The following is an 18,594-nucleotide window of genomic DNA, read 5'->3' on the forward strand; positions in this document are numbered from 1 at the left end:
GGCGGCGAGCAGGACGGCGGCCCAGCCGAGGAGGCGGGCGACGGTCTCGGTGCCGGCGCTGACCATCTCGTTGGTGAGGGTGGCGGCTTCGGCGGTGGTGAGCCGGCGGGTGGTGTCGCCGTCCTTGACCTCGGCCTGGACGAGCGCGGTGATCATGTCGTCGCGGGGTCGGGCGCGGCGGTCCTCGATCTGGTCGGCGAAGTAGGCACGTAGGCGTGTGGAGGCGTCGAGGGCGGTCTGGTTGAGCATTCCGACGCCTTCTTCGATGTGGAAGCAGAGGTCGATCATCTGGCGGACCTGTTCGCGGTCGGTGGGGTCGACGCCGATGAACGCGGAGATGACCAAGGAGGGGAGTTGCGCGGCGAAGTCCTGGACGTAGTCGAAGCCGCCGTGGCCGATGTGTGGGTCCAGTAGTTCCGCGCAGAAGGCCCGGACCTGGCCCTCCAGGGCGGCGATGCGCCGCGGGGTGAAGGCGCGTGAGACCAGTGTTCGTAGTGTCTTGTGCCCCGGCGGGTCGGAGAAGATCAGGAAGCCGGGTGGGATCGGGTCCTTGCCCATGATCTCCAGCACGGTGCCGTAGGCCGAGCTGTAGGTCTTCGTGTCGAGATGCACGGCGTCGACGTCGGCGTGCCGGGAGACCGCGTAGAAGTCGTACCTGTCGTTGCGGTACAGGGGCTGCTCGTCGCGCATCCGGCGCCAGACCGGATACGGGTCCACGTCGATGACCTTGTCGAAGGGGTCCCAATGTAAGTCCGTCACTGTTCAGACCTTTCTGTCCGAAACGCGTGTCGGCGGCTCGATGGCGTGGTCATCGATCCTGGCCAGGATCATGTCTTCCTTACGCATGAGGCGAAATCCTCGTGGTGCGGGACGCGAAGGTGCCGCGACACGGGTCGGAAAGGGACATGGACGGGCTCACGCCACGATGCCGCGTACCTTCAGGTCCAGGATGGTGTCCCAGTCGAGGCCGAGGTCGGCGAGGATCGTGTCTCCGTGCTCGTTGAACTCGGGCGCGCGGCGGACCGGGGCCGGTTTGTCGTCGAACTGCACCGGCGCCGCGACCATCTGGAAGGGGACGCCGGCCGCCGTCTCGCAGGGCTGCATATAGCCGTTGGCGACCGACTGCGGATCGCCGGCGGCCTCGAGGGTGTCCTGCACGACCGTCCACTGGCCGACGAAGTCCTCGAGGGCGTCGCGCCACTGTGCGACGGTGCGTTGCGCGATCACCTCCCGTACGGCCCGGGTGGCCTCGTCGCTGTGGGACATCAGCGAGGCGTGGTCGGCGAACCGGGGGTCGGTGGCGAGGTCCTCGCGCCCGGCGCACTCGCAGAAGGGCCGCCAGTAGCGGGCTGCCTGCAGGCAGCTGAACGAGAGCCACCGGTCGTCCTTGGTCCGGTAGGTGCCGACCAGCGGGTTGCCGCGCGGGGCGTCGAGTGGCGGGGGCGCCCACCCCTGGCCGAGGAGGACCGACAGGCCGATCGCCTGGCCCATCGCCCACATGGCCGACGACATCAGCGACACGTCCACGACCGTCGCCTCACCGGTGCGTTCGCGATGGTAGAGCGCCATCCCTATGCCGCCGGCGATGGTCATCGCGCCGATCGAGTCACCGAACCCCGGCCCCGGTGGGTAGGGCACCTGTCCGTGCTCGGGCTGCATGATGCCCAGCGCGACGCCGGCGCGGGCCCAGAACGCGAGGCCGTCGTAGGAGCCCTTGTCGGCGTCGGGGCCGCGTTCGCCCTGGCCGGTGCCGCGCACGTAGATGATGTTCGGGTTGTGGGCGCGGATGTCGTCGACCTCGATGTGCAGTTTCGCGCGGACGTGGGGGAGTTTGTTGGTGAGAAAGACGTCCGCGGTGGCGGCGAGCTGGTAGAGGATGTCGGCGCCTTCGGGGGTGGCGATGTCGAGCCCGAGGCTGCGCTTTCCCCGGTTGGAGTGTTCGAGCAGCACGTGCACGTCGGCGGGCACGAACGCCGTACCGGTAGTGGCCAGTCCGCGCATGGCGTCACCGCGCTCGACGTGCTCGATCTTGATGACGTCCGCGCCGAGATCGGCGAGAACCGCCGAGGCCGCCGGCACGAAGGTGTGCTCGGCGACCTCCAGGACGCGGACGCCCTCCATGACTCCCGCCATTCCTCTCCTCCTTGAAAACGGGTCCTCCCGCGCGGCGCGGGGCCGCGGACAGGGGCTCGACTCGGGCTCGGTAGGGTTTCCGCTTTCCGCTCACCGCGGGCTTTTATCGCGGGATCGTCACGATATGTAGATCGCGCCGAAGCTCTCGATGAAGTCGAGGGTGGCGGCGGTTTCCCGGGTGAAGCATGTGATCATGAGACGGGTGACGCCGACCTTCTCCATCTCGGCGATCACCTCGCGGTGGCGGTCCGGTTCGACGGCGGGGTCGCCGAGGTCGTGGTAGGAGTACAGGAAGTCGAGCGGCTCGGTGCGGCCGTGCGCCGCGGCCGCCGCGCGCACTTCGGCGATCATGTCGCCGAGCTGTGCCAGCGAGGTGATCGCGACGGTGCGGGCGGTCGCGGACAGCTCGGGGGGTCCCGACATCGGCATCCAGCCCTGGGCCCGCTCGGCGACCCGTCGCCGGCTCAGCTTCGAGTTCCCGCCGATCCAGATCGGGATCGGGTTCTGTACCGGCCGGGGCAGCGCGATCACGTTGCGGGCGTCGAAGTGCCGGCCCTGGTAGCTGAACGGCTGGCCGCTCCAGTGCAGCGGCAGGACGTCGAGTGCCTCGTCGAACAGGGCGTTGCGCTCAGCCATGTCCACGCCGAGCGCGAAGAACTCCGACTTCTGGTAGCCCGCGCCGAGCCCGAGGATGAACCGGCCGCCGGAGAGCTTGTCGACGGTGGCCGCCGCCTTGGCCAGCAGGAACGGGTTGCGATACGGCGCCACCGACAGGTGGGTGAGCAGCCGCAGCCGTTCGGTCGCCGCGGCCGCGAACCCGAGGCCGACGAACGGGTCCAGGCTCTGGTGACCACCGGAGGACAGCCACCGGGCGCCCGGGATCGGATGGTCGGTGAGCGCGAAACCCTCGAAACCCGCCCGCTCCACCGCGGCCGCGACCTCGCCCAGCGGGCCCGGGTCGAGCATGTCGCCGTCGGCTCCGGTGGTTTCCGGGTAGTGAAAGAAGAACTGCATCGTCACCTCGTCAGTAGTCGCGACGCCCTCGTCATGGGCTGCGTCTTCATGGGCCGCGTCGACGTTGGCCGCGCGGCGCCGGCCGGTCTCGAGCGCGGTCGGCCCTCGCCGTGGCCGCCTACCCGATGACGAGTGGCAGGGTCTCCCACCCGCGCACGGAGGATGTCTGGGCGAGCTTCGCGCCGTCCCAGTCGACATCCCAGTCCGGGAAGCGGGTGAGAATCTCGTCGAGGGCCACGCGGCCCTCGAGCCGGGCCAGCGCCGCGCCGAGGCAGTAGTGGGCGCCGAGGCCGAAGGTGAGCTGCTGGCTGATCCGGCGGCGGATGTCCAGGCGATCCGGCTCTGGGTAGCGCTCCTCGTCGCGGTTGGCCGCGGCGACGATGAAGACGACCGCACTGCCGGCGGGGACGGTCGTGTCGTGAAACGTGACGTCCTCGGTGACGTAGCGGGCGATGAACGGGCCGGGCGGCTGCAGCCGGAGGATCTCCTCGATGGCGTTGGGAATCAGCGACCGGTCGGCGGCCAGCTCCCGGCGCGCGTCCGGATGGTCCGCCAGCGTCGAGCCGATCCAGCCGATGAGCCGCCCGGTCGTCTCGTTGCCGGCGCTCGCGACCACGGTGACGTAGGACAGCACCTCGTCGCGGGTCAGCGTGCGCGTCACACCGTTCTCGTCGGTGAACTCGGCGGTGAGCAGCTCGGTCATCAGGTCGTCGGACGGGTGTTCTTTCCGCCAGTCGACGTAGTCGCCGAAGATCTCGCCGGACAGGATGGCGCCTTCGGACAGGTCCATCTGCCCGCCGTCCTCGGTACGCAGCCGGTCGTCGAACATGTCCCGCAGCTCGGCCTGATCCCCTTCGGGGATGCCCATCAGCATGCCGATCACCCGCATCGGCATCTCCGCCCCGACCGCCTGGATCAGGTCGAACCGCTGCTCGCCGACCAGCGGGTCGAGCACCTGGCGGCAGTACTCCCGCACCTTCGGCTCCAGGGCGCTGATCCGGCGGGGTGTGAACACCCGCACGAGCAGGCGCCGGTGGATGTCGTGGATGGGCGGGTCCTCGAAGATGAGCGTGCCGGGCGGTATCTCCAGACCTGACTTGATCAGCTCGAGGATCCCGCCCCGCGCCGAGCTGAAAGTCTTCGTGTCCGGCAGACCACGCTCGCAGTCCGCGAACCGGCTTACGGCGTAGAAGTCGTGCTTCTCATTGTAATAAAGCGGCTTCTCCTCGCGTAGCCGCCGGTAGATCGGATAAGGGTCGACTGCCAGTGCCGGGTCGTAAGGGTCCCAGTACACCGGGCCAGCGGTCGTCATCGTCATGCATTATCCCTGCGCGTAGAGGCCACACATCGCGCACCGACGATGCCGGTACGGTGTCGCCAGGATTCACTCGGTAATGATTTCCACAGTGCGATGGCGTATTTCCCCGAAGGCCGGCTGAGCCCGATTGCCATCCCAGTAGTCCTCGGCTGTCGGGTCCGTGACGCCGCGGGGCCGGGAGTTTTCTCAGGTTGCGTCGCGCTGTCGTCAGATCCGGTAGAGCTTCGCCGCGTTCTCGCCCATGACCTTGCGCTGGGTCTCGGGACGCAGGGTGGCGATCGTCTCGCCGACCAGCTCGACCGGGTTCGGGTGCAGGCAGGTCGGGTGCGGGAAGTCCGTCTCGAACAGGATCTTGTCCTCGCCGACCTGGTCGACGAGGTGCTGCAGGTCGCCGCGGCCGGTCTCGAACCAGAAGGTCGCGTACCAGTTGTCGCGGAAGTACTCCGAGGGGAGCTTCTGGAGCTTCTTGGCGTGCGCGGGCGCGTTCTCCTCCAGCTCGTAGTCCATCGCCTCGAGCATGAACGGCACCCAGCCGATGCCGCTCTCGACGGAGACCATCTTCAGGTCGGGGTGCCGGTCGAACATCCCGGAGTAGGCGCTGTTGAGCAGCACCCGGGAGTTGTTCTGGAACAGCGACGCGCCGCCGATCGCCGGCTTCACGTAGTGGTCCTGGCTCGGCCAGAACGTGGTGCCGAAGTAGGCCAGCGCGGTCTGGCTGGCGCCGATGTGGAAGTGGACCGGCAGGTCGAGCCCGGCGCAGACCTCCCAGAACGGGTCCCAGGCGCGGTCGCCGAGGTCGGGTGACCCGGAGTCCTGCGGGTCGGCGGTCATGTTGACCCCGCGGGCGCCCTGCGCGGCGCAGCGCCGCGCCTCGCGCACGCAGGCCTCGATGTCCCACGCCGGCATGATCGGCATCGGCAGCAGCCGGTTGCCCGACCGCTCCTGCACCTCGGCCATGGCGTCGTTGTACAGCTCGACACACAGCCGCAGCAGCACCTCGTCCTGCACGGAGTTGCGCAGGTTCTGCCCGCCGATGCCGATCTCGTTCGGGTAGAGGACCTGCGCGTGAATGCCCAGGTCGTCCATGAGGCGCAGGCGTTCCGCCGGGTCCCACGCGGCGGGGTGCACGTCGTCGATGGTCCATGACCCGCCCTGCGAGGCGCGGAACGGGTGCTTCTTCCCGTCATGGTCGACCGTGCCACCCGAGCCTGCCTTGCCGAACGTCTTGCCCTCGATCACCCACATGTCCATGCCGTCGATGTGCTCGACGTGGGGCACCCGGTCCTCGTACCCTTTCGGCGCCCGTTCGGTGAAGAGATCGTGACGTTCGGTCATGTGCGAGTCGGCGTCGATCACTCGCAGACCGTCAGCCAGCTTGGCCACCGCAGCCTCCTTGCGTCCGCTCGATCGCGCCTGTCCCGGCGCGGTGGTGAGCGTACGCTCACGTCCGATGGCTGGCAATTTTTTATTTTTTATTGACTGGGGTGGCGCGTGGCGGCCACGATGGCGAGGTGGTGATCAAAGCCGTGCCGCGGCGGACGAAGACGAGTGCCGTGGTCGTCGAGTACGTGCAGCGGGAGATCTTCGAAGGCCGCCTACGGTGCGGTGACCGGATCTATGTCGAGCGCCTCACCGAGGCGCTCGACGTCAGCCCCACCCCGGTCCGGGAGGCGCTCGTGCTGCTCGAACGGGACGGCCTGGTATCGGCGCAGGTGCACCGGGCGACGTTCGTGCAGCACTTCGACGCGCGCACGCTGCGCGCGGACTTCCACGTTCTTGGCCTGCTCGGAGGGGTGGCCGCCGCGCGTGTCGCCGTGGACCGTGACCCGCGGGTGCTCGAGCAGCTCGAGAGCCTGCTCGACGAGCTGGCGAACAGCGGCGACCTGGCCGCCCGTCGCGCGGACCTGGCCAACGAGATCCTGCGGGTGCAGCACCGAGCCGGGGCGACGCCGCGGCTACTCGCCGAGCTGCGCGGCTACGGCGGCTTCCTCGGGTGGGCCGCGGGTGAAAGCGATCGCCGAAGCCACGGCGACATCGTCGAGGCTCACCGGCGGGTCATCGAGGCGATCATCGCCGGTGACCCCCAGGGGGCGTCGCGGGCGCGCCTCGCGGAAGCCAACGAGGCCGCGGAACAGGTGGTCGACGAGCTGACCCGGCGCGGCGTGCTCCGGGCCGACGGCACCAACGCGGCCGTCGGCTAGCGCCCACCCGCGGGATACGGCAGGCGCCTTCCACCGGGGAAGGGCGGGCTCGACGGCTTCCAGGGAGGGGCGGCCGCGGGGCTTTTCCGATCACCTCGGCATCAGGCGAGCGGGTGGTCACCTGAACTCGCCACAGACGCGCGGCAACCGAGGCGCATCGGGGCGCCGTCGCGTCCGGCCAGAAGCGGCCGACGTCGGCCAGCGGGCCGGATCGAGCGACGGGTCACCGTGCTGTCCGTCCGGCCATATCGCCGTCCGGCCTTCCCGCCAGGCGGTGGCCGCGCCTTCCCCTGCCTGTGGAGCGTGGGGCGTGACGGCGGCCGCGAAATGAACGGAAGTACATACACCGAGACGCCGCTTCGTTCAGCCGGTGTGACAACAGCACGTCGGCTATCAATGCCCGGCCCTCGGCAAACGGTACGGCCATGGTTCCACCCGGCAAGACGACGAACTGGGGTAGGCATGCAACGCGCAGGATTCCGGCGTAACGGCCCGACGCGCAGCCGCGCGACGCGCAGGCAGGAGCAAAAGAGACCGTTATTCATATTAGCCGTCCCGCTGGCCGCGGCCACCTTGCTGGCAGCCGGCTGCGGAAGCGGCGGAGCGGAGAACACCACCGACCCGAGCACGTCGGCGGCGTCCGTCGACGCCGTCCTCGGCGCGCCCGACCCGGCCACCGGGGACCCCGTGAAGATCGGCATGATCTCCGACGGCAAGGCCCCCACCAGCGACACCTCCGTCGAGGGGCGAGTGGCCGACGCGACCGTGGAATGGATCAACGCGCGGCGTGGCGGACTGGGCGGCCGGCCGATCCAGCTCGTCACCTGCGAGGCCCTGGCCGACCCGGCGAAGGCCGCCGACTGTGGTAACCGGATGGTCGAGGAGAACGTGGTCGCCGTGGTGTTCGGCGGGCCGGCGTTCCCGGACGCGGCCTGGCAGCCGCTGCACGACGCGCACATTCCGACGATGTTCTACGCCAACAGCAGCCCAGCGCTGCTTGCCGATCCCGAGACCTTCGTCCTCGCCGACCCGATCTTCAGCGTCATCGGGCTGCCTATCAGCGTGGCGAAGGAAAAGGGCGTCAAGAAGGTGACCGCGGTCGTCATCGACCTACCAGCCGCGGTCGGTATCTACCAGAACCAGGCGCCGCCGATCTTCACGGAAGCGGGTGTCGACCTCAACCTGGTGGCCATCCCGCCGGACCAGGCCGACATGACGCCGCAGATGCAACGCATCGCCACCGACGGCACCGGCCTCGTCTTCGTCGTCGGCGGCGCCGCGTTCTGCACGGCTGCTTTCAACGGACTGCACGCTGTCGGTTACACCGGCACGGTCGTGAGCATCACGCAGTGCCTGGGTGAGGACACCGCCAAGGTGGTGCCCGGCAGCGTCCTGGCGGGGATGACTGTCGGCGCCCAGGCGCCAGTGGGCACGGACGACCCGTCGTTCAGGCTGTTCAGCGAGGTCTCGCGGACCTACGGCGACGACATCGACCTCAACAGCGGCGTCGCGATCGGCATGTTCACCTCCATGGCTGGCTTCCGTGACGCTCTCGAGGGCATTTCGCCGACCGACCTGACTCCGGCGGGCATCGCCGCCACGATCACAAAGATGCCGGAGAAGCCGCTACCCGGTGCTGGGGGAGTGCGCTTCCGGTGCAACGGCAAGGCCGACCCGGCACTGCCGGCCGTCTGCGTGCGCGGCGGGCTGGCGACCACGTTGGACGACAAGGGCAAGCCGACCACCTACCAGGCCCTCGGCCAGAGCTCGATCCCGGGTTAGGGGCAGGGCGACCGGTTCGAGCGGCCTGGAGACACAGCGCGGAGGCGGCTGACGCGGCCTCGTGCGATGGTCAACGACGTCGGCGCTTCGATGGATCGAAGGAAAACGATGACGCGGATCGACACACTGGTCACGCCCGAACTCGAGGCCCAGAAGGGCGTGTGGACCGACGAGCAGGCTTCCTACCCTGTGTCGGCCTCCGACATCCGCAGGTGGGCCATCGCGGTGTACTGGGGCGAGACGCCGCCGCGGATCTACTGGGACGAGGAGTACGCCAAGTCGACCCGATGGGGCGGGATCATTGCCCCGGAGGACTTCAATCCCTTCGCCTGGGCCGTCCCGATGACCGAGCCGAGCCCGGCGGGAGCCGTCCCCGGCCAGGAGGCGAAGAAGGGCGAAAATATTCTCAATGGCGGGATGACCGAGAAGCTCGGCGCGAAGATCCGGCCAGGGGACGTCATCACGACCCGATCCCGGCTGATGCACTGGGAGGAACGCCAGGGCCGTAATGGCCTCACTCTCTACACGTACGTCGAGACCGAGTGGACCAACCAGAACGGCGAGATCGTCAAGACCCGTGTCAAGACGACGATTCGCTACTAGCGCCGACCCCGCCAAGGGTTCGCCCTGTCTCGACGCCGGACATGATCGCCGTTTCTGCCCTGGGGAGGTCGTGACCTGGCCATGTCCGCGACCTCTCCAGGGCACTATCGGCGATCATGCGTCGCAGACCAACGTTGACGGTCGAGGGACTGGCCGGCAGCGACCTGTTAAGGACCGGTGAGATGGCATACAACGTCTACTTCGAGGACGTGGCGGTCGGCCAGGAGATCCCGGCGTTTCAGCGCAAGACCGACTTCATGAACTGGAATCGGTTCGCTGCCGTCAACGACGAGTTCTACTACATCCACATGGATGACGAGGCGGGGAAGGCGGCCGGGCAGGCCGCGGCGTTCGGCATGGGCAACCTGCGCTGGGCCTACGTGCTCAACGCCCTACGGGCCTGGATCGGCGACGAGGCGGAGGTCCGCGAGCTCGGCATGCAGTTCCGGGCGATCAACCACAAAAACGATGTTCTCACCACTGTCGGCGTTGTGACCGGGAAGAAGCAGGAGAACGGGGAGAACCTCGTAACCCTCGACATCAATGTGATCAACCAGGACGGAGTCAAGACCTCCCCGGGTCACGCGGTGGTGTCACTGCCTACTCGCGGCTGAGCTCGTGCCATACCCGGCGACGTTCGTCCTGTGCCCGCGTGCGGCCGTGTGCTCGTCCTGTCCGACGTCACGGGGAATCGTGTCCGACACCAGAGCCAGGACCAGCGCCGTTCGGCGACCCTGATGACTGACAGGACGCCCGGGATCTTCCGGGTGTCTGGCACGAGGCGGAGAGGGGTGGCGGGGGTGCCGCTCTGCCCGTTCGTCGACGGGGCAGACATTGCCCGCGGTAGCGTTGGCCGCGGCGTCCGCTTCCTGCCCGGGATGTTCGTCCGTATGCCGGCGCGTCGGTGAGGCCCACGCGCGGCGCTGTTCTCGGTTATGTCGATGGCATGGTGGCGAGCAGCGCCGGCAGTTGTCCCAGCGCGTGGGCGATGCCGAGGGTGTGCTGGTATTCGCGCCATTCGGTGATGAGGCCGTCCCGGACGCGGAGCACGCCGATGAACGGGGCCGAGGCGCGGCGGCCGGTGGTGGTGACGGTTCCGGCCAGTTCGTACTCGACGATGATCACCTCCGGGTCGGTGGTCTCGTGGATCGCCACCTCCCGGCATTCCTCGAAACGGACCGGCAGGGCGGCCCGGCCGGCCGCGGCGAAGGCCAGGAACTCCTTTCGCCCGTGGAAGCGTCGCGGATGACCCGGCGCGGCGAACGGCGTCTCGACGACGGCGTCCTCGGCGAGCAGGCTGTCCGCCGTGTCCGTGCCGTTGGCGAGCCACTGCCGCCACATGCACGCGAAGACCTCCCGCGGAGTCCTCGGGCCTGTCGTGGTCCCAGCCTGTGCGCCCATCGCGGGCTCCCTCCGTGGCAGTAACATGAGTGCGTACTCGATTTAGAAAAGTAAGAGTGGTCACTCATGTTGTCAACGGGGGAGGCCGCGATGACGCCACCGGGGCCGCCCGGGGGGGCGGGCAAGGCGGACGGCGCGCCGGCGCCGCGGGCCGACGCCCGGCGCAACCGGGCCCGCATCCTCGCCGCCGCGGCCGAGGTGTTCGCCGAGCGGGGCGCGTCGGCGACGACCGAGGAGGTCGCCCGCCGCGCGGGGGTGGCGATCGGAACGGTCTTCCGGCACTTTCCGACGAAGGACGACCTTCTCGCGGCGATCATGAAGGACCTGTTGGAACGGCTCACCGCCGAGGTGGGCGCCCTGGCGTCCGCGGGTGATCCGCGCACCGCGCTGTTCGGCTTCTTCACCCGCCTGGTCGCGCAGGCGGCGGCGCGGAAGACCGTCGTCGAGCTGCTGTCCCGGTCCGGCGTCGAGGTCCAGGCCGCGCAGCCGCTGCAGGCGCTGCGCGCCGGGATCGGCGAGTTGCTGACGCTGGGCCAGCGGTCCGCGGCGATCCGCGAGGACGCGCGGATCGACGAGGTGATGGCGTTGCTGACCAGCACCTGCCAGGGGGCGCTGCGGGCCGGCTGGGACGACGACCTGCAACGCCGCACCCTCGCTGTCATCTTCGACGGGCTTCGGCCGCGAGCCTCGCTGGAGGTCCGGCCCGCGAACACCGGCGACTGACAACCCTTCCGCGTGGAGCCCGCTGGAGGGAAACCTCGTGACCGGTGAGCGGTGCGGCCCCGGCGAGCGGCTGGTCATGACCTGTGGGGTGTTCGACCATGATCCCAGACGCCATGGTGCCGAAAACCTCCTGGCTTGGCACCACAGCCGATGGACCGATCCCAGGACCAGCCAGCGACCAGTGACCAGCGGCCAGCGATGTTCCATCGCCCCACGCGGCCGGGCAACGCCGGATCCCGGAACTAAAGGAGAGATCAGACGCGAGCCCTCACCTCGTGCCCGCCATATGGCGGGACATTGCCGCCAGCCGGCGCCTGTCGCCACCACGGCGAACGGGTCAGCATGGTGTCGGCCGTCACAGCCGACGGGGGTGGCGCCGGTGCACGGCCACGACGTATCCGGAGCATGAGGAGAGTCATGACCATCGCGCCAGCTGACCGAGACGCGACGCCCGACGAGGCGGGCCGGGCCGCAACGGTGTCGGCTGGAGCGGTGGGCCCGCCACCGCCGTTCGACGTGGAGCTCGCCGCGGGTCTCGAGGCGTTCGGGTTCTCGGTGGACGCGCCGTTCTCGGCCGAGGATCTCCTTACCCAGACCCGTTCCGGCGCCGCGCTCTTCACGGTCCCCGACGAGGTCCTGACCGGGAACGGCGCGTTCGCCGTCGAGGACCGTCTGGTTCCCGGCCCGCCGGGCGCTCCGGAGGTCTCGCTGCTCATCAGCCGTCCGGCCAAGGACGCCGCTGCTCCCGCCGCCGCCGACAGGCTGCTGCCCGCGGTCTACTTCATGCACGGCGGCGGAATGATCATCGGAAACAACCGGCTGGGTATCTCGGAGATCCAGGAGTGGTCACGGGAGCTCGGCGGGCTGGTCGGGATCTCGGTCGAGTACCGGCTCGCTCCGGAGAACCCGCACCCCGCGCCGGTCGAGGACTGCTATGCCGGGCTGCTGTGGACCGTCGAGCACGCCGACGAGCTGGGCATCGACCCGAACCGGATCGTCATTGCCGGGACGAGCGCCGGCGGCGGCCTGTGCGCGGCGGTCGCGCTGCTCGCCCGCGACCGAGGCGGCCCCACGGTGGCCGGGCAGCTGCTGATGTGCCCGATGCTCGACGACCGCAACGACACGGTGTCGGCGGTGCAGATGGCCGGGCGCGGCGTGTGGGACCGCGCCGCGAACGAGGTCGGCTGGCGTTCCCTGCTGGGCGACCTGCGCGGCGGTCCGGACGTGTCGCCGTACGCGGCGCCCGCGCGCGCCGAGGACCTGTCGAACCTGCCGCCGGCCTTCGTCGATGTCGGGTCGGCGGAGACGTTCCGGGACGAGGACGTCGCCTACGCGTCCCGGATCTGGCGGGCCGGCGGCCAGGCGGAGCTGCACGTGTGGCCGGGCGGTTTTCACGGCTTCGACGGCCTGGCCCCGCACGCGACGCTGTCGCGGCAGGCGAGGGCTGCCCGGCTGGCGTGGCTGCGCCGGATCATCGCCGACTGAGGCGCGTGTTCGAGCGGGCGCGTCCGGCGATGTTCGAGCGGGTCGGGTCCGGCGATTGAGCCGGCCAGGCCACGGCGGCACGATGGACCGGTGAAGGAGCTCGCGGGTCGGCTGGTCGCGCTGGACCCGGATGCCGCCGCGGCTGTCCGCGTGATCGCGTACTTCGACCGTCTCGTCGAGGGCCGCGCCGGGCTCGAGACGATCGTGCGGGGCGCGGCCGTGCTGTCCGGCTGCCCGGCTCGTCTCGACGACGCGTCCCGCCACATCCACCTGGAGGTGGACAGCGAAGGCACGCGGCGGGACCGGCCGACGCCGCCGCGGCCCGAGTGGATGCGCGCCCCGGTGGTCCCGGGCGCGGACAGCACACTGTGGCTGGAGCGGGCGGGCCCGCCTAACGCCGTCGACGCGATGGTGCTGGAACGGGCCGCCGCTGCCGCGCGCGGCGCGCTCGAGCGGACGAGCGGGCGAACCAGGCCGAGCGGGCCGGCGGACGGCCCCGCCGCCGTCGAGGTCCTCATCGACGGGTCGCTTCCGGAGAGCGTCCGGGTTCGGGCGGCCGCCCAGCTCGGCCTGGGCGCGGCCAGCCGTGCTCGGGCGATCGCCCTCGAGGACGGGAAGGCGGTCATCCGGGCGGTGGCCGAGGCCGCCGACGAGGACCCGACCGCCGGGGACCTGCGCGAAGGCGGCCGGCGAGCCGGGATCGGGCCGGCGGTCGCGGTCGCCGACCTGCCGTCGTCGTGGGCCGCGGCCCAGACGGCGCTGCGCCTGACGGCCGAGGGTACGGCGCGCGATCCGGGCCCTCGGGTGGTCCACGCGGACGACCTCGGCGGTCTCGCCGTCCTCGCGAGCGCCGTCGGCCCGGACACGCGGCCCGTGCCGGACGTGCTCGCCCTCGAACGGGCGGCCCAGGCGGCCGGCTGGATGCTGCAGACGCTCGACGCCGTCGCGGCCAGCCCGAGCATGCGGGCCGCCGCCGCGGCGCTCACCATGCACCACTCCACGCTGCAGGACCGGTTCGCCCAGGCCGAACGCCTGCTCGGCTGGTCGCTGCACGATCCCCAGGGCAGGCTGCGGCTCCAGCTCGCGCTCGCCCTGCGCAGGCTGCACCGCAATCCTCCGGGACACCGGCCGGGCTGACCGGAGGCCGCATGATCGTCGCGATCGTGCGGGTGGCGGCGACCGGGTGACCGAGGCTGGCACCGCCGCGGAGCCATTCTCAAACTTGGCGTCAACGTTGAGATTCGTCTAGGGTGACGGCACCGACCGACGGCCTGGCGACGGCCATTCACGAGATGGGTGACGGCCAGATGGTCACTGCGCGCGCGGCGATGCTCTTCGGCCCAGGCGAGGACTTCAAGATCGAGACGGTGGAGATCGACGGCCCTGGGGCCGGCGAGGTCCTGATCGACGTGCGGGCGTGCGGGCTGTGTCATTCGGACGAGCACGTGCGTACCGGAGACATGCCGCTGCCGCACTACCCGGTGATCTGTGGCCATGAGGGCGCCGGCGAGGTGGTCGAGGTCGGCCCGGGTGTCACCGCGGTGCGGCCCGGCGACCACGTGGCGCTGTCGTTCGTGCCGTCGTGTGGCGCCTGCCCACTGTGCCGGACGGGCCGGGCGTTCCTGTGCAACGAGGGCGCCAAGCTGTTCAACGTCGGGATGATGACCGACGGGCGGATCGCGCATCGGGTCGGCGGGGAGCCGGCCGCCCGGTACGCGCAGTTGGGCGCGTTCTCCGAGCGTCAGCTGCTGGCCGAGTCGTCGGTCGTCCGGATCGACCCGGACGTGCCCTGGACCGTCGCCGCGCTCGTGTCATGCGGCGTGGCGACAGGGTTCGGCTCGGCGGTCCATCGGGCCGAGGTGAAGCCGGGGGACGCCGTCGCCGTCCTGGGCATCGGCGGTATCGGTGCCAGCGCCGTCCAGGGCGCGCGTATCGCGGGAGCACGACAGATCTTCGCGGTCGATCCGGTGGAGTTCAAGCGCGAGCAGGCGCTGCGTTTCGGGGCCACCCACGCGTTCGCGTCCCTGGACGAGGCCGCGGAAGAGATCAGGCGACTGACCGCCGGGGCGATGTGTGACTCGGTTATCTGCACGTTCTCGGTGATGAGGTCGGAGCTGCTGGAACCTGCGCTGGGCCTGACCGGGAAGGACGGCACCTGTGTCATCACCGCGGTCGCGCCGGCCAAGCAGCGGCAGGTGGACGTCAACCTGTTCACGTTCGCGATGCTGAACAAGCAGATCCGCGGTTGCCTTTATGGCTCGCAAAGCCCCCGGGTAGCCATTCCGCGGCTTCTCGACCTGTATCGCGCCGGTACCCTGAAGATCGACGAACTCATTACCAGGACGTACACCCTCGACCAGGTGAACGACGGCTATGCCGATCTGGAGGCCGGCCGGATCCTCCGTGGGGCCATCGTCATCTGAGATGCTGGATTCCCCGCGGCGGCCTTCCGGTTCCGTCGCCGCGGCGCGAGGCGGAGCCGCATGTTCAGTGGAGGACTTGACGTGAATCTTTCCGGCGTCGGTGTGTGGAGCCAGCAGTTGCGGTACGGCGACCCGGCCGAGTCCGCCGAGGCGGCCGCGGAGCTCGAGGAACTCGGGTTCGGCGCTCTGTGGATCCCGGACATGGGCGGTCCGATGTTCGGGGCTGTCGAGAACCTGCTCGCGGCGACGAGCCGGGTCGTGGTGGCGACCGGCGTGCTGAACCTGTGGAACTGCGCGGCGGCCGAGGCGGCGGCGTCGTACGCGTCGTCGTCGGCCGCCCATGGCGACCGTTTTCTGCTGGGCGTCGGGGTGAGTCACGCGGTGGCGGTCGACGCGGGGGAGCCCGGCCGGTACCGGCGGCCGTTGACGGCGATGGCGACGTTCCTGGACGGTCTCGATACCGCGGACCCGCCTGTTCCGGTGGACCGGAGGGTCCTGGCCGCGCTCGGTCCGCGGATGCTGGAGCTTGCCGCGAAGCGGGCCCGGGGGGTGCATCCCTATCTGGTCACGCCCGAGCACACCCGGCGCGCCCGGGAGGCGGTGGGACGGGACGCGCTGGTGCTTCCGGAGCAGGCGGTGATCCTGTGCGCCACGGCGGACGAAGCGCATGCCATCGGTGGCGCCTGGCTGCGGGGCTACCTTTCGCTTCCGAACTATGCCAACAGCCTGGTGCGATTGGGATACGCACCGGAGGAGGTGCGGTCCGTGAGCGACCGCGTGTTCGACGCGATGATCGCGTGGGGCGACGAGGACGCGATCATGCGGCGGGTACGCGAGCACCACGCCGCTGGCGCTGACCAGGTGGCCCTGCAGGTGCTCACCGCCGATCAGCGTGCCTTCCCGCGGGAGGAATGGCGCCGGCTCGCCGCCGCGCTGCCGTAGGCGCCCTGGGCCACGGCGCCGGGCTCGGGCGGACGAGACGGCGTCTCTTCCGCCGTGACGCAGATCCCGCGTAAGTACCGCCGGTATGTTTCCGCGCAGATGGGAGAAATCGATGTCGTCCGATCAGCGAGCCACCAGGATGGCGTTCTACAGCTCGGCGGACGCGCCGACCATCGAGGGCGACGGGATGATGTCGCCGCCGGTGATCGACAAGGCCGTCTACACCAACCTGGACATCCGCCCGGTGAGTGGCGGGCAGCATGTGACCGTGCTCTTCAAGGGCGAGGGGCCGGACGGGTTCAGTCTCGTCCACTCCTGGTTCGGCGCCGGTTTCCGGCTGCCCCGCCACAGCCATTCCGCCGACTGCCTGTACTACGTCCTGTCCGGCGAGATCGTCATGGGCACCCGCGTCATGCGCGGGGGAGACGGGTTCTTCGTCGCGGCCGAGGCGCCCTACGCCTACGCCGCCGGGCCGGAGGGCGCCGAGGTGCTCGAGTTCCGCGTCGCGACGAGCTTCGACATGAAGATCACCGACCAGACCGCCGAGCGGTGGAAGCCGATCGTCGAGGCGGCGGTCGCGAACCGCGACCTGTGGGCCGCGACCCGGCCTGGCCAGCAGAGCTGAGGCCACCGGGCTCCGCCCGCCCCGCCTCAGAGGTCCCTCGCGCGGCCCGCCGCGGCTGGCGCGGCTGGTCAGGGGCTGCCGCGGTGGTCGGGCCCGCCTCGGCTCCCCGAACCGAAGAAACTCGACATCGGTGTCAACTTCGATATTCTGGCGACGCCGAGCCCGGCGTCAGCCGCGCACCCGGTGATCGATCGTGGACGAGCGGCCGACCAAACTGAACGGCGGGACGGACGGCGCTGGAGCAGCGAGGAGACGCCGTGCCAGAAGACCGATGGCAGACCAGGTTCGCGCCGGACGCGCTCACGGACGGGTGGCGTCGGGCGGGTCTGTGGGACGGCGAGACCCTGGGCACGAAGATCGACCGCGCGTTCCGTGACCATCCCGACCAGATGTTTCGCGTCCACTCCCTGGAACGCCCGTGGGAGGGTTCCTTCGCCGAGCTGTGGGCCAGGACGCTCGCGGTGGCGGGCGGCCTCGCGGCGCGCGGGATAGGCCCGGGAGACGCCGTCGCCTTTCAGCTGCCCAACTGGGCCGAGGCGGCCGTCACCTTCTACGCGGCAAGTGTCCTGGGCGCCGTGGTGGTGCCGATCGTGCACTTCTACGGCCCGAAGGAGGTCTCCTACATCCTGCGCCGCACGGAGGTCGCCGCGTTCGTGTCGGCCGGGGCGTTCGGCCGCCGGAACTACCTGGACGACCTTCCTGGGGTGTGCGCGGGCATCCCGTCCCTGCGGGTGGTCGCGGTGGTCGGCACGGACGCCGCGTCCCTGCCCGCCGGCGCGATCACGTTCGACACCCTGGAAGACGCTCTGCCGCGGCGGGTGCACCCGACGGTGGATCCGGACGCCCCGGCGGTCGTCGCCTACACCTCCGGGACCACCGCGGAGCCCAAGGGTGTGATCCACTCCCACAACACCCTGGGCGCCGAGGTGCGGCAGCTCGGCGCGATGCAGGCGGGCGGCGGCCTGCCCGCGCTGACCGGAACCCCGCTCGGCCACTTCATGGGCATGCTCAGCGCCCTGCTCATCCCGCTCACCCGGGGCGAGCAGATCAACGTGATAGACGTCTGGGACCCGGGCCGGGTGCTTCAGGTCATGGCCAAGTACGGCCTGTCCGCCGGCTCGGGCGCGACGTACTTCCTCACCAGCCTGCTCGATCACCCTGAGCTGACCGACGAGCATCGCCGCCTGCTGCGGTACGTCGGGCTGGGCGGCGCGGCCGTGCCGCCGGCCGTCACCGAGAAGGCGACGGCCGCCGGCGTCTCGGTCGTCCGGATGTACGGGTCGACCGAGCATCCATCGATCACCGGCTCCCGCCACGCGGACGAGCGGCGGGCTCGCCTGCACACCGACGGCCGGCCGCTCGCCGGCGTCCAGATCAGGCTGCTCGACGAGGACGGCCAGCCGGTGGCGCAGGGGCAGCCCGGCGAGATCTGGTCACGGGGCCCGGACTGCTTCATCGGGTACACCGACCCCGCCCTGACCGCGGCCGCCTTCGACGCCGAGGGCTGGTACCGGACCGAGGACCTGGGCGTGCTGGACGGCGCGGGGTTCCTCACGATCACCGACCGGAAGAAGGACATCATCATCCGCGGCGGCGAGAACGTCAGCGCGGCCGAGGTCGAGGAGCTGCTGCTCAGCGTCCTGCCGGACCTTCTGGAGGTCGCGGTCATCGCGGTGCCGGACCCTCGGCTCGGCGAGAAGGTCGGCGCACTGCTGCGGCTGGCCCCAGGCCGTGCCGAGCCGACGGTCGAGTCCGTCCGCCGGCTGCTTCTGGAGGCCGGCCTCGGGCGGCAGAAGCTGCCGGAGTACCTCGAGGCGGTCGAGGACTTCCCCCGCACGTCGACCGGAAAAATCATGAAAGCGGAGCTGAGGAGGCAGGCGGCGGCCCGCCATGCGCCGTGATCCGCCCGCGCGTCGGCGAGACCGAGACGGCCGTCGGGCACGA

16 protein-coding genes and 1 pseudogene are annotated in these 18,594 nt (G+C 70.3%); 11 read left to right on the forward strand and 6 right to left on the reverse strand.

Annotated elements, in window-relative coordinates; translation table 11 throughout:
• From I6A81_RS26560 to I6A81_RS26580, 5 genes and pseudogenes are all read right to left on the reverse strand, one after another.
• A pseudogene (locus I6A81_RS26560) lies at window positions 1-759 on the reverse strand (cytochrome P450); the annotation flags it as partial.
• A 156-nt stretch (window positions 760-915) separates the two neighbouring features.
• Window positions 916-2,133, reverse strand: coding sequence for a CaiB/BaiF CoA transferase family protein (locus I6A81_RS26565; RefSeq protein ID WP_203003866.1), 1,218 nt, complete (start codon window positions 2,131-2,133; stop codon window positions 916-918).
• 117 nt (window positions 2,134-2,250) lie between these two features.
• A complete protein-coding gene (locus tag I6A81_RS26570) occupies window positions 2,251-3,147 on the reverse strand; it encodes an LLM class F420-dependent oxidoreductase (RefSeq protein ID WP_203003890.1) in 897 nt (298 codons plus the stop codon).
• 118 nt (window positions 3,148-3,265) lie between these two features.
• Complete coding sequence (locus tag I6A81_RS26575; protein ID WP_203003891.1) at window positions 3,266-4,459, reverse strand: cytochrome P450; 1,194 nt, start codon at window positions 4,457-4,459, stop codon at window positions 3,266-3,268.
• A gap of 213 nt (window positions 4,460-4,672) precedes the next feature.
• Window positions 4,673-5,848, reverse strand: coding sequence for an amidohydrolase family protein (locus I6A81_RS26580; protein WP_203003867.1), 1,176 nt, complete (start codon window positions 5,846-5,848; stop codon window positions 4,673-4,675).
• A 128-nt stretch (window positions 5,849-5,976) separates the two neighbouring features.
• Between I6A81_RS26580 and I6A81_RS26585 the strand changes: the two genes are divergently transcribed.
• From I6A81_RS26585 to I6A81_RS26600, 4 genes are all read left to right on the forward strand, one after another.
• Window positions 5,977-6,666, forward strand: a complete 690-nt coding sequence (locus I6A81_RS26585; RefSeq protein WP_203003868.1) for a GntR family transcriptional regulator — start codon at window positions 5,977-5,979, stop codon at window positions 6,664-6,666.
• Window positions 6,667-7,239: 573 nt separating this feature from the next.
• Complete coding sequence (locus I6A81_RS26590; protein ID WP_238429381.1) at window positions 7,240-8,448, forward strand: ABC transporter substrate-binding protein; 1,209 nt, start codon at window positions 7,240-7,242, stop codon at window positions 8,446-8,448.
• A gap of 108 nt (window positions 8,449-8,556) precedes the next feature.
• A complete protein-coding gene (locus tag I6A81_RS26595; protein ID WP_203003870.1) occupies window positions 8,557-9,051 on the forward strand; it encodes a MaoC family dehydratase N-terminal domain-containing protein in 495 nt (164 codons plus the stop codon).
• 182 nt (window positions 9,052-9,233) lie between these two features.
• Window positions 9,234-9,665, forward strand: a complete 432-nt coding sequence (locus I6A81_RS26600) for a MaoC/PaaZ C-terminal domain-containing protein (protein WP_203003871.1) — start codon at window positions 9,234-9,236, stop codon at window positions 9,663-9,665.
• Between the two features lie 319 nt (window positions 9,666-9,984).
• On the opposite strand, the gene I6A81_RS26605 is transcribed toward I6A81_RS26600, so the two are convergent.
• Entirely contained in the window at window positions 9,985-10,452 is a 468-nt protein-coding gene (locus I6A81_RS26605; RefSeq protein ID WP_203003872.1) for a nuclear transport factor 2 family protein, read from the reverse strand.
• A gap of 90 nt (window positions 10,453-10,542) precedes the next feature.
• On the opposite strand from I6A81_RS26605, the gene I6A81_RS26610 reads away from it, so the two are divergent.
• From I6A81_RS26610 to I6A81_RS26640, 7 genes are all read left to right on the forward strand, one after another.
• Entirely contained in the window at window positions 10,543-11,175 is a 633-nt protein-coding gene (locus I6A81_RS26610) for a TetR/AcrR family transcriptional regulator (protein WP_203003873.1), read from the forward strand.
• Window positions 11,176-11,592: 417 nt separating this feature from the next.
• Window positions 11,593-12,660, forward strand: a complete 1,068-nt coding sequence (locus I6A81_RS26615) for an alpha/beta hydrolase (protein WP_203003874.1) — start codon at window positions 11,593-11,595, stop codon at window positions 12,658-12,660.
• A gap of 90 nt (window positions 12,661-12,750) precedes the next feature.
• Window positions 12,751-13,797 (forward strand): helix-turn-helix domain-containing protein, encoded by a 1,047-nt coding sequence (locus I6A81_RS45770; RefSeq protein WP_307874925.1) that lies wholly within the window; start codon window positions 12,751-12,753, stop codon window positions 13,795-13,797.
• Window positions 13,798-13,967: 170 nt separating this feature from the next.
• On the forward strand, window positions 13,968-15,083 hold the full coding sequence (locus I6A81_RS26625; RefSeq protein ID WP_203003893.1) for an NDMA-dependent alcohol dehydrogenase: 1,116 nt from the start codon (window positions 13,968-13,970) through the stop codon (window positions 15,081-15,083).
• Window positions 15,084-15,164: 81 nt separating this feature from the next.
• Window positions 15,165-16,025, forward strand: coding sequence for a TIGR03620 family F420-dependent LLM class oxidoreductase (locus I6A81_RS26630; protein WP_203003875.1), 861 nt, complete (start codon window positions 15,165-15,167; stop codon window positions 16,023-16,025).
• Window positions 16,026-16,137: 112 nt separating this feature from the next.
• The gene (locus I6A81_RS26635; RefSeq protein WP_203003876.1) at window positions 16,138-16,650 is read left to right on the forward strand and encodes a cupin domain-containing protein; all 513 of its coding nucleotides are present in this window, start codon (window positions 16,138-16,140) and stop codon (window positions 16,648-16,650) included.
• 257 nt (window positions 16,651-16,907) lie between these two features.
• On the forward strand, window positions 16,908-18,551 hold the full coding sequence (locus tag I6A81_RS26640) for an AMP-binding protein (RefSeq protein WP_307874926.1): 1,644 nt from the start codon (window positions 16,908-16,910) through the stop codon (window positions 18,549-18,551).
• Window positions 18,552-18,594 lie beyond the last annotated feature (43 nt).

Source organism: Frankia nepalensis, from assembly GCF_016786325.1.
Lineage (GTDB): Bacteria > Actinomycetota > Actinomycetes > Frankiales > Frankiaceae > Pseudofrankia > Pseudofrankia nepalensis.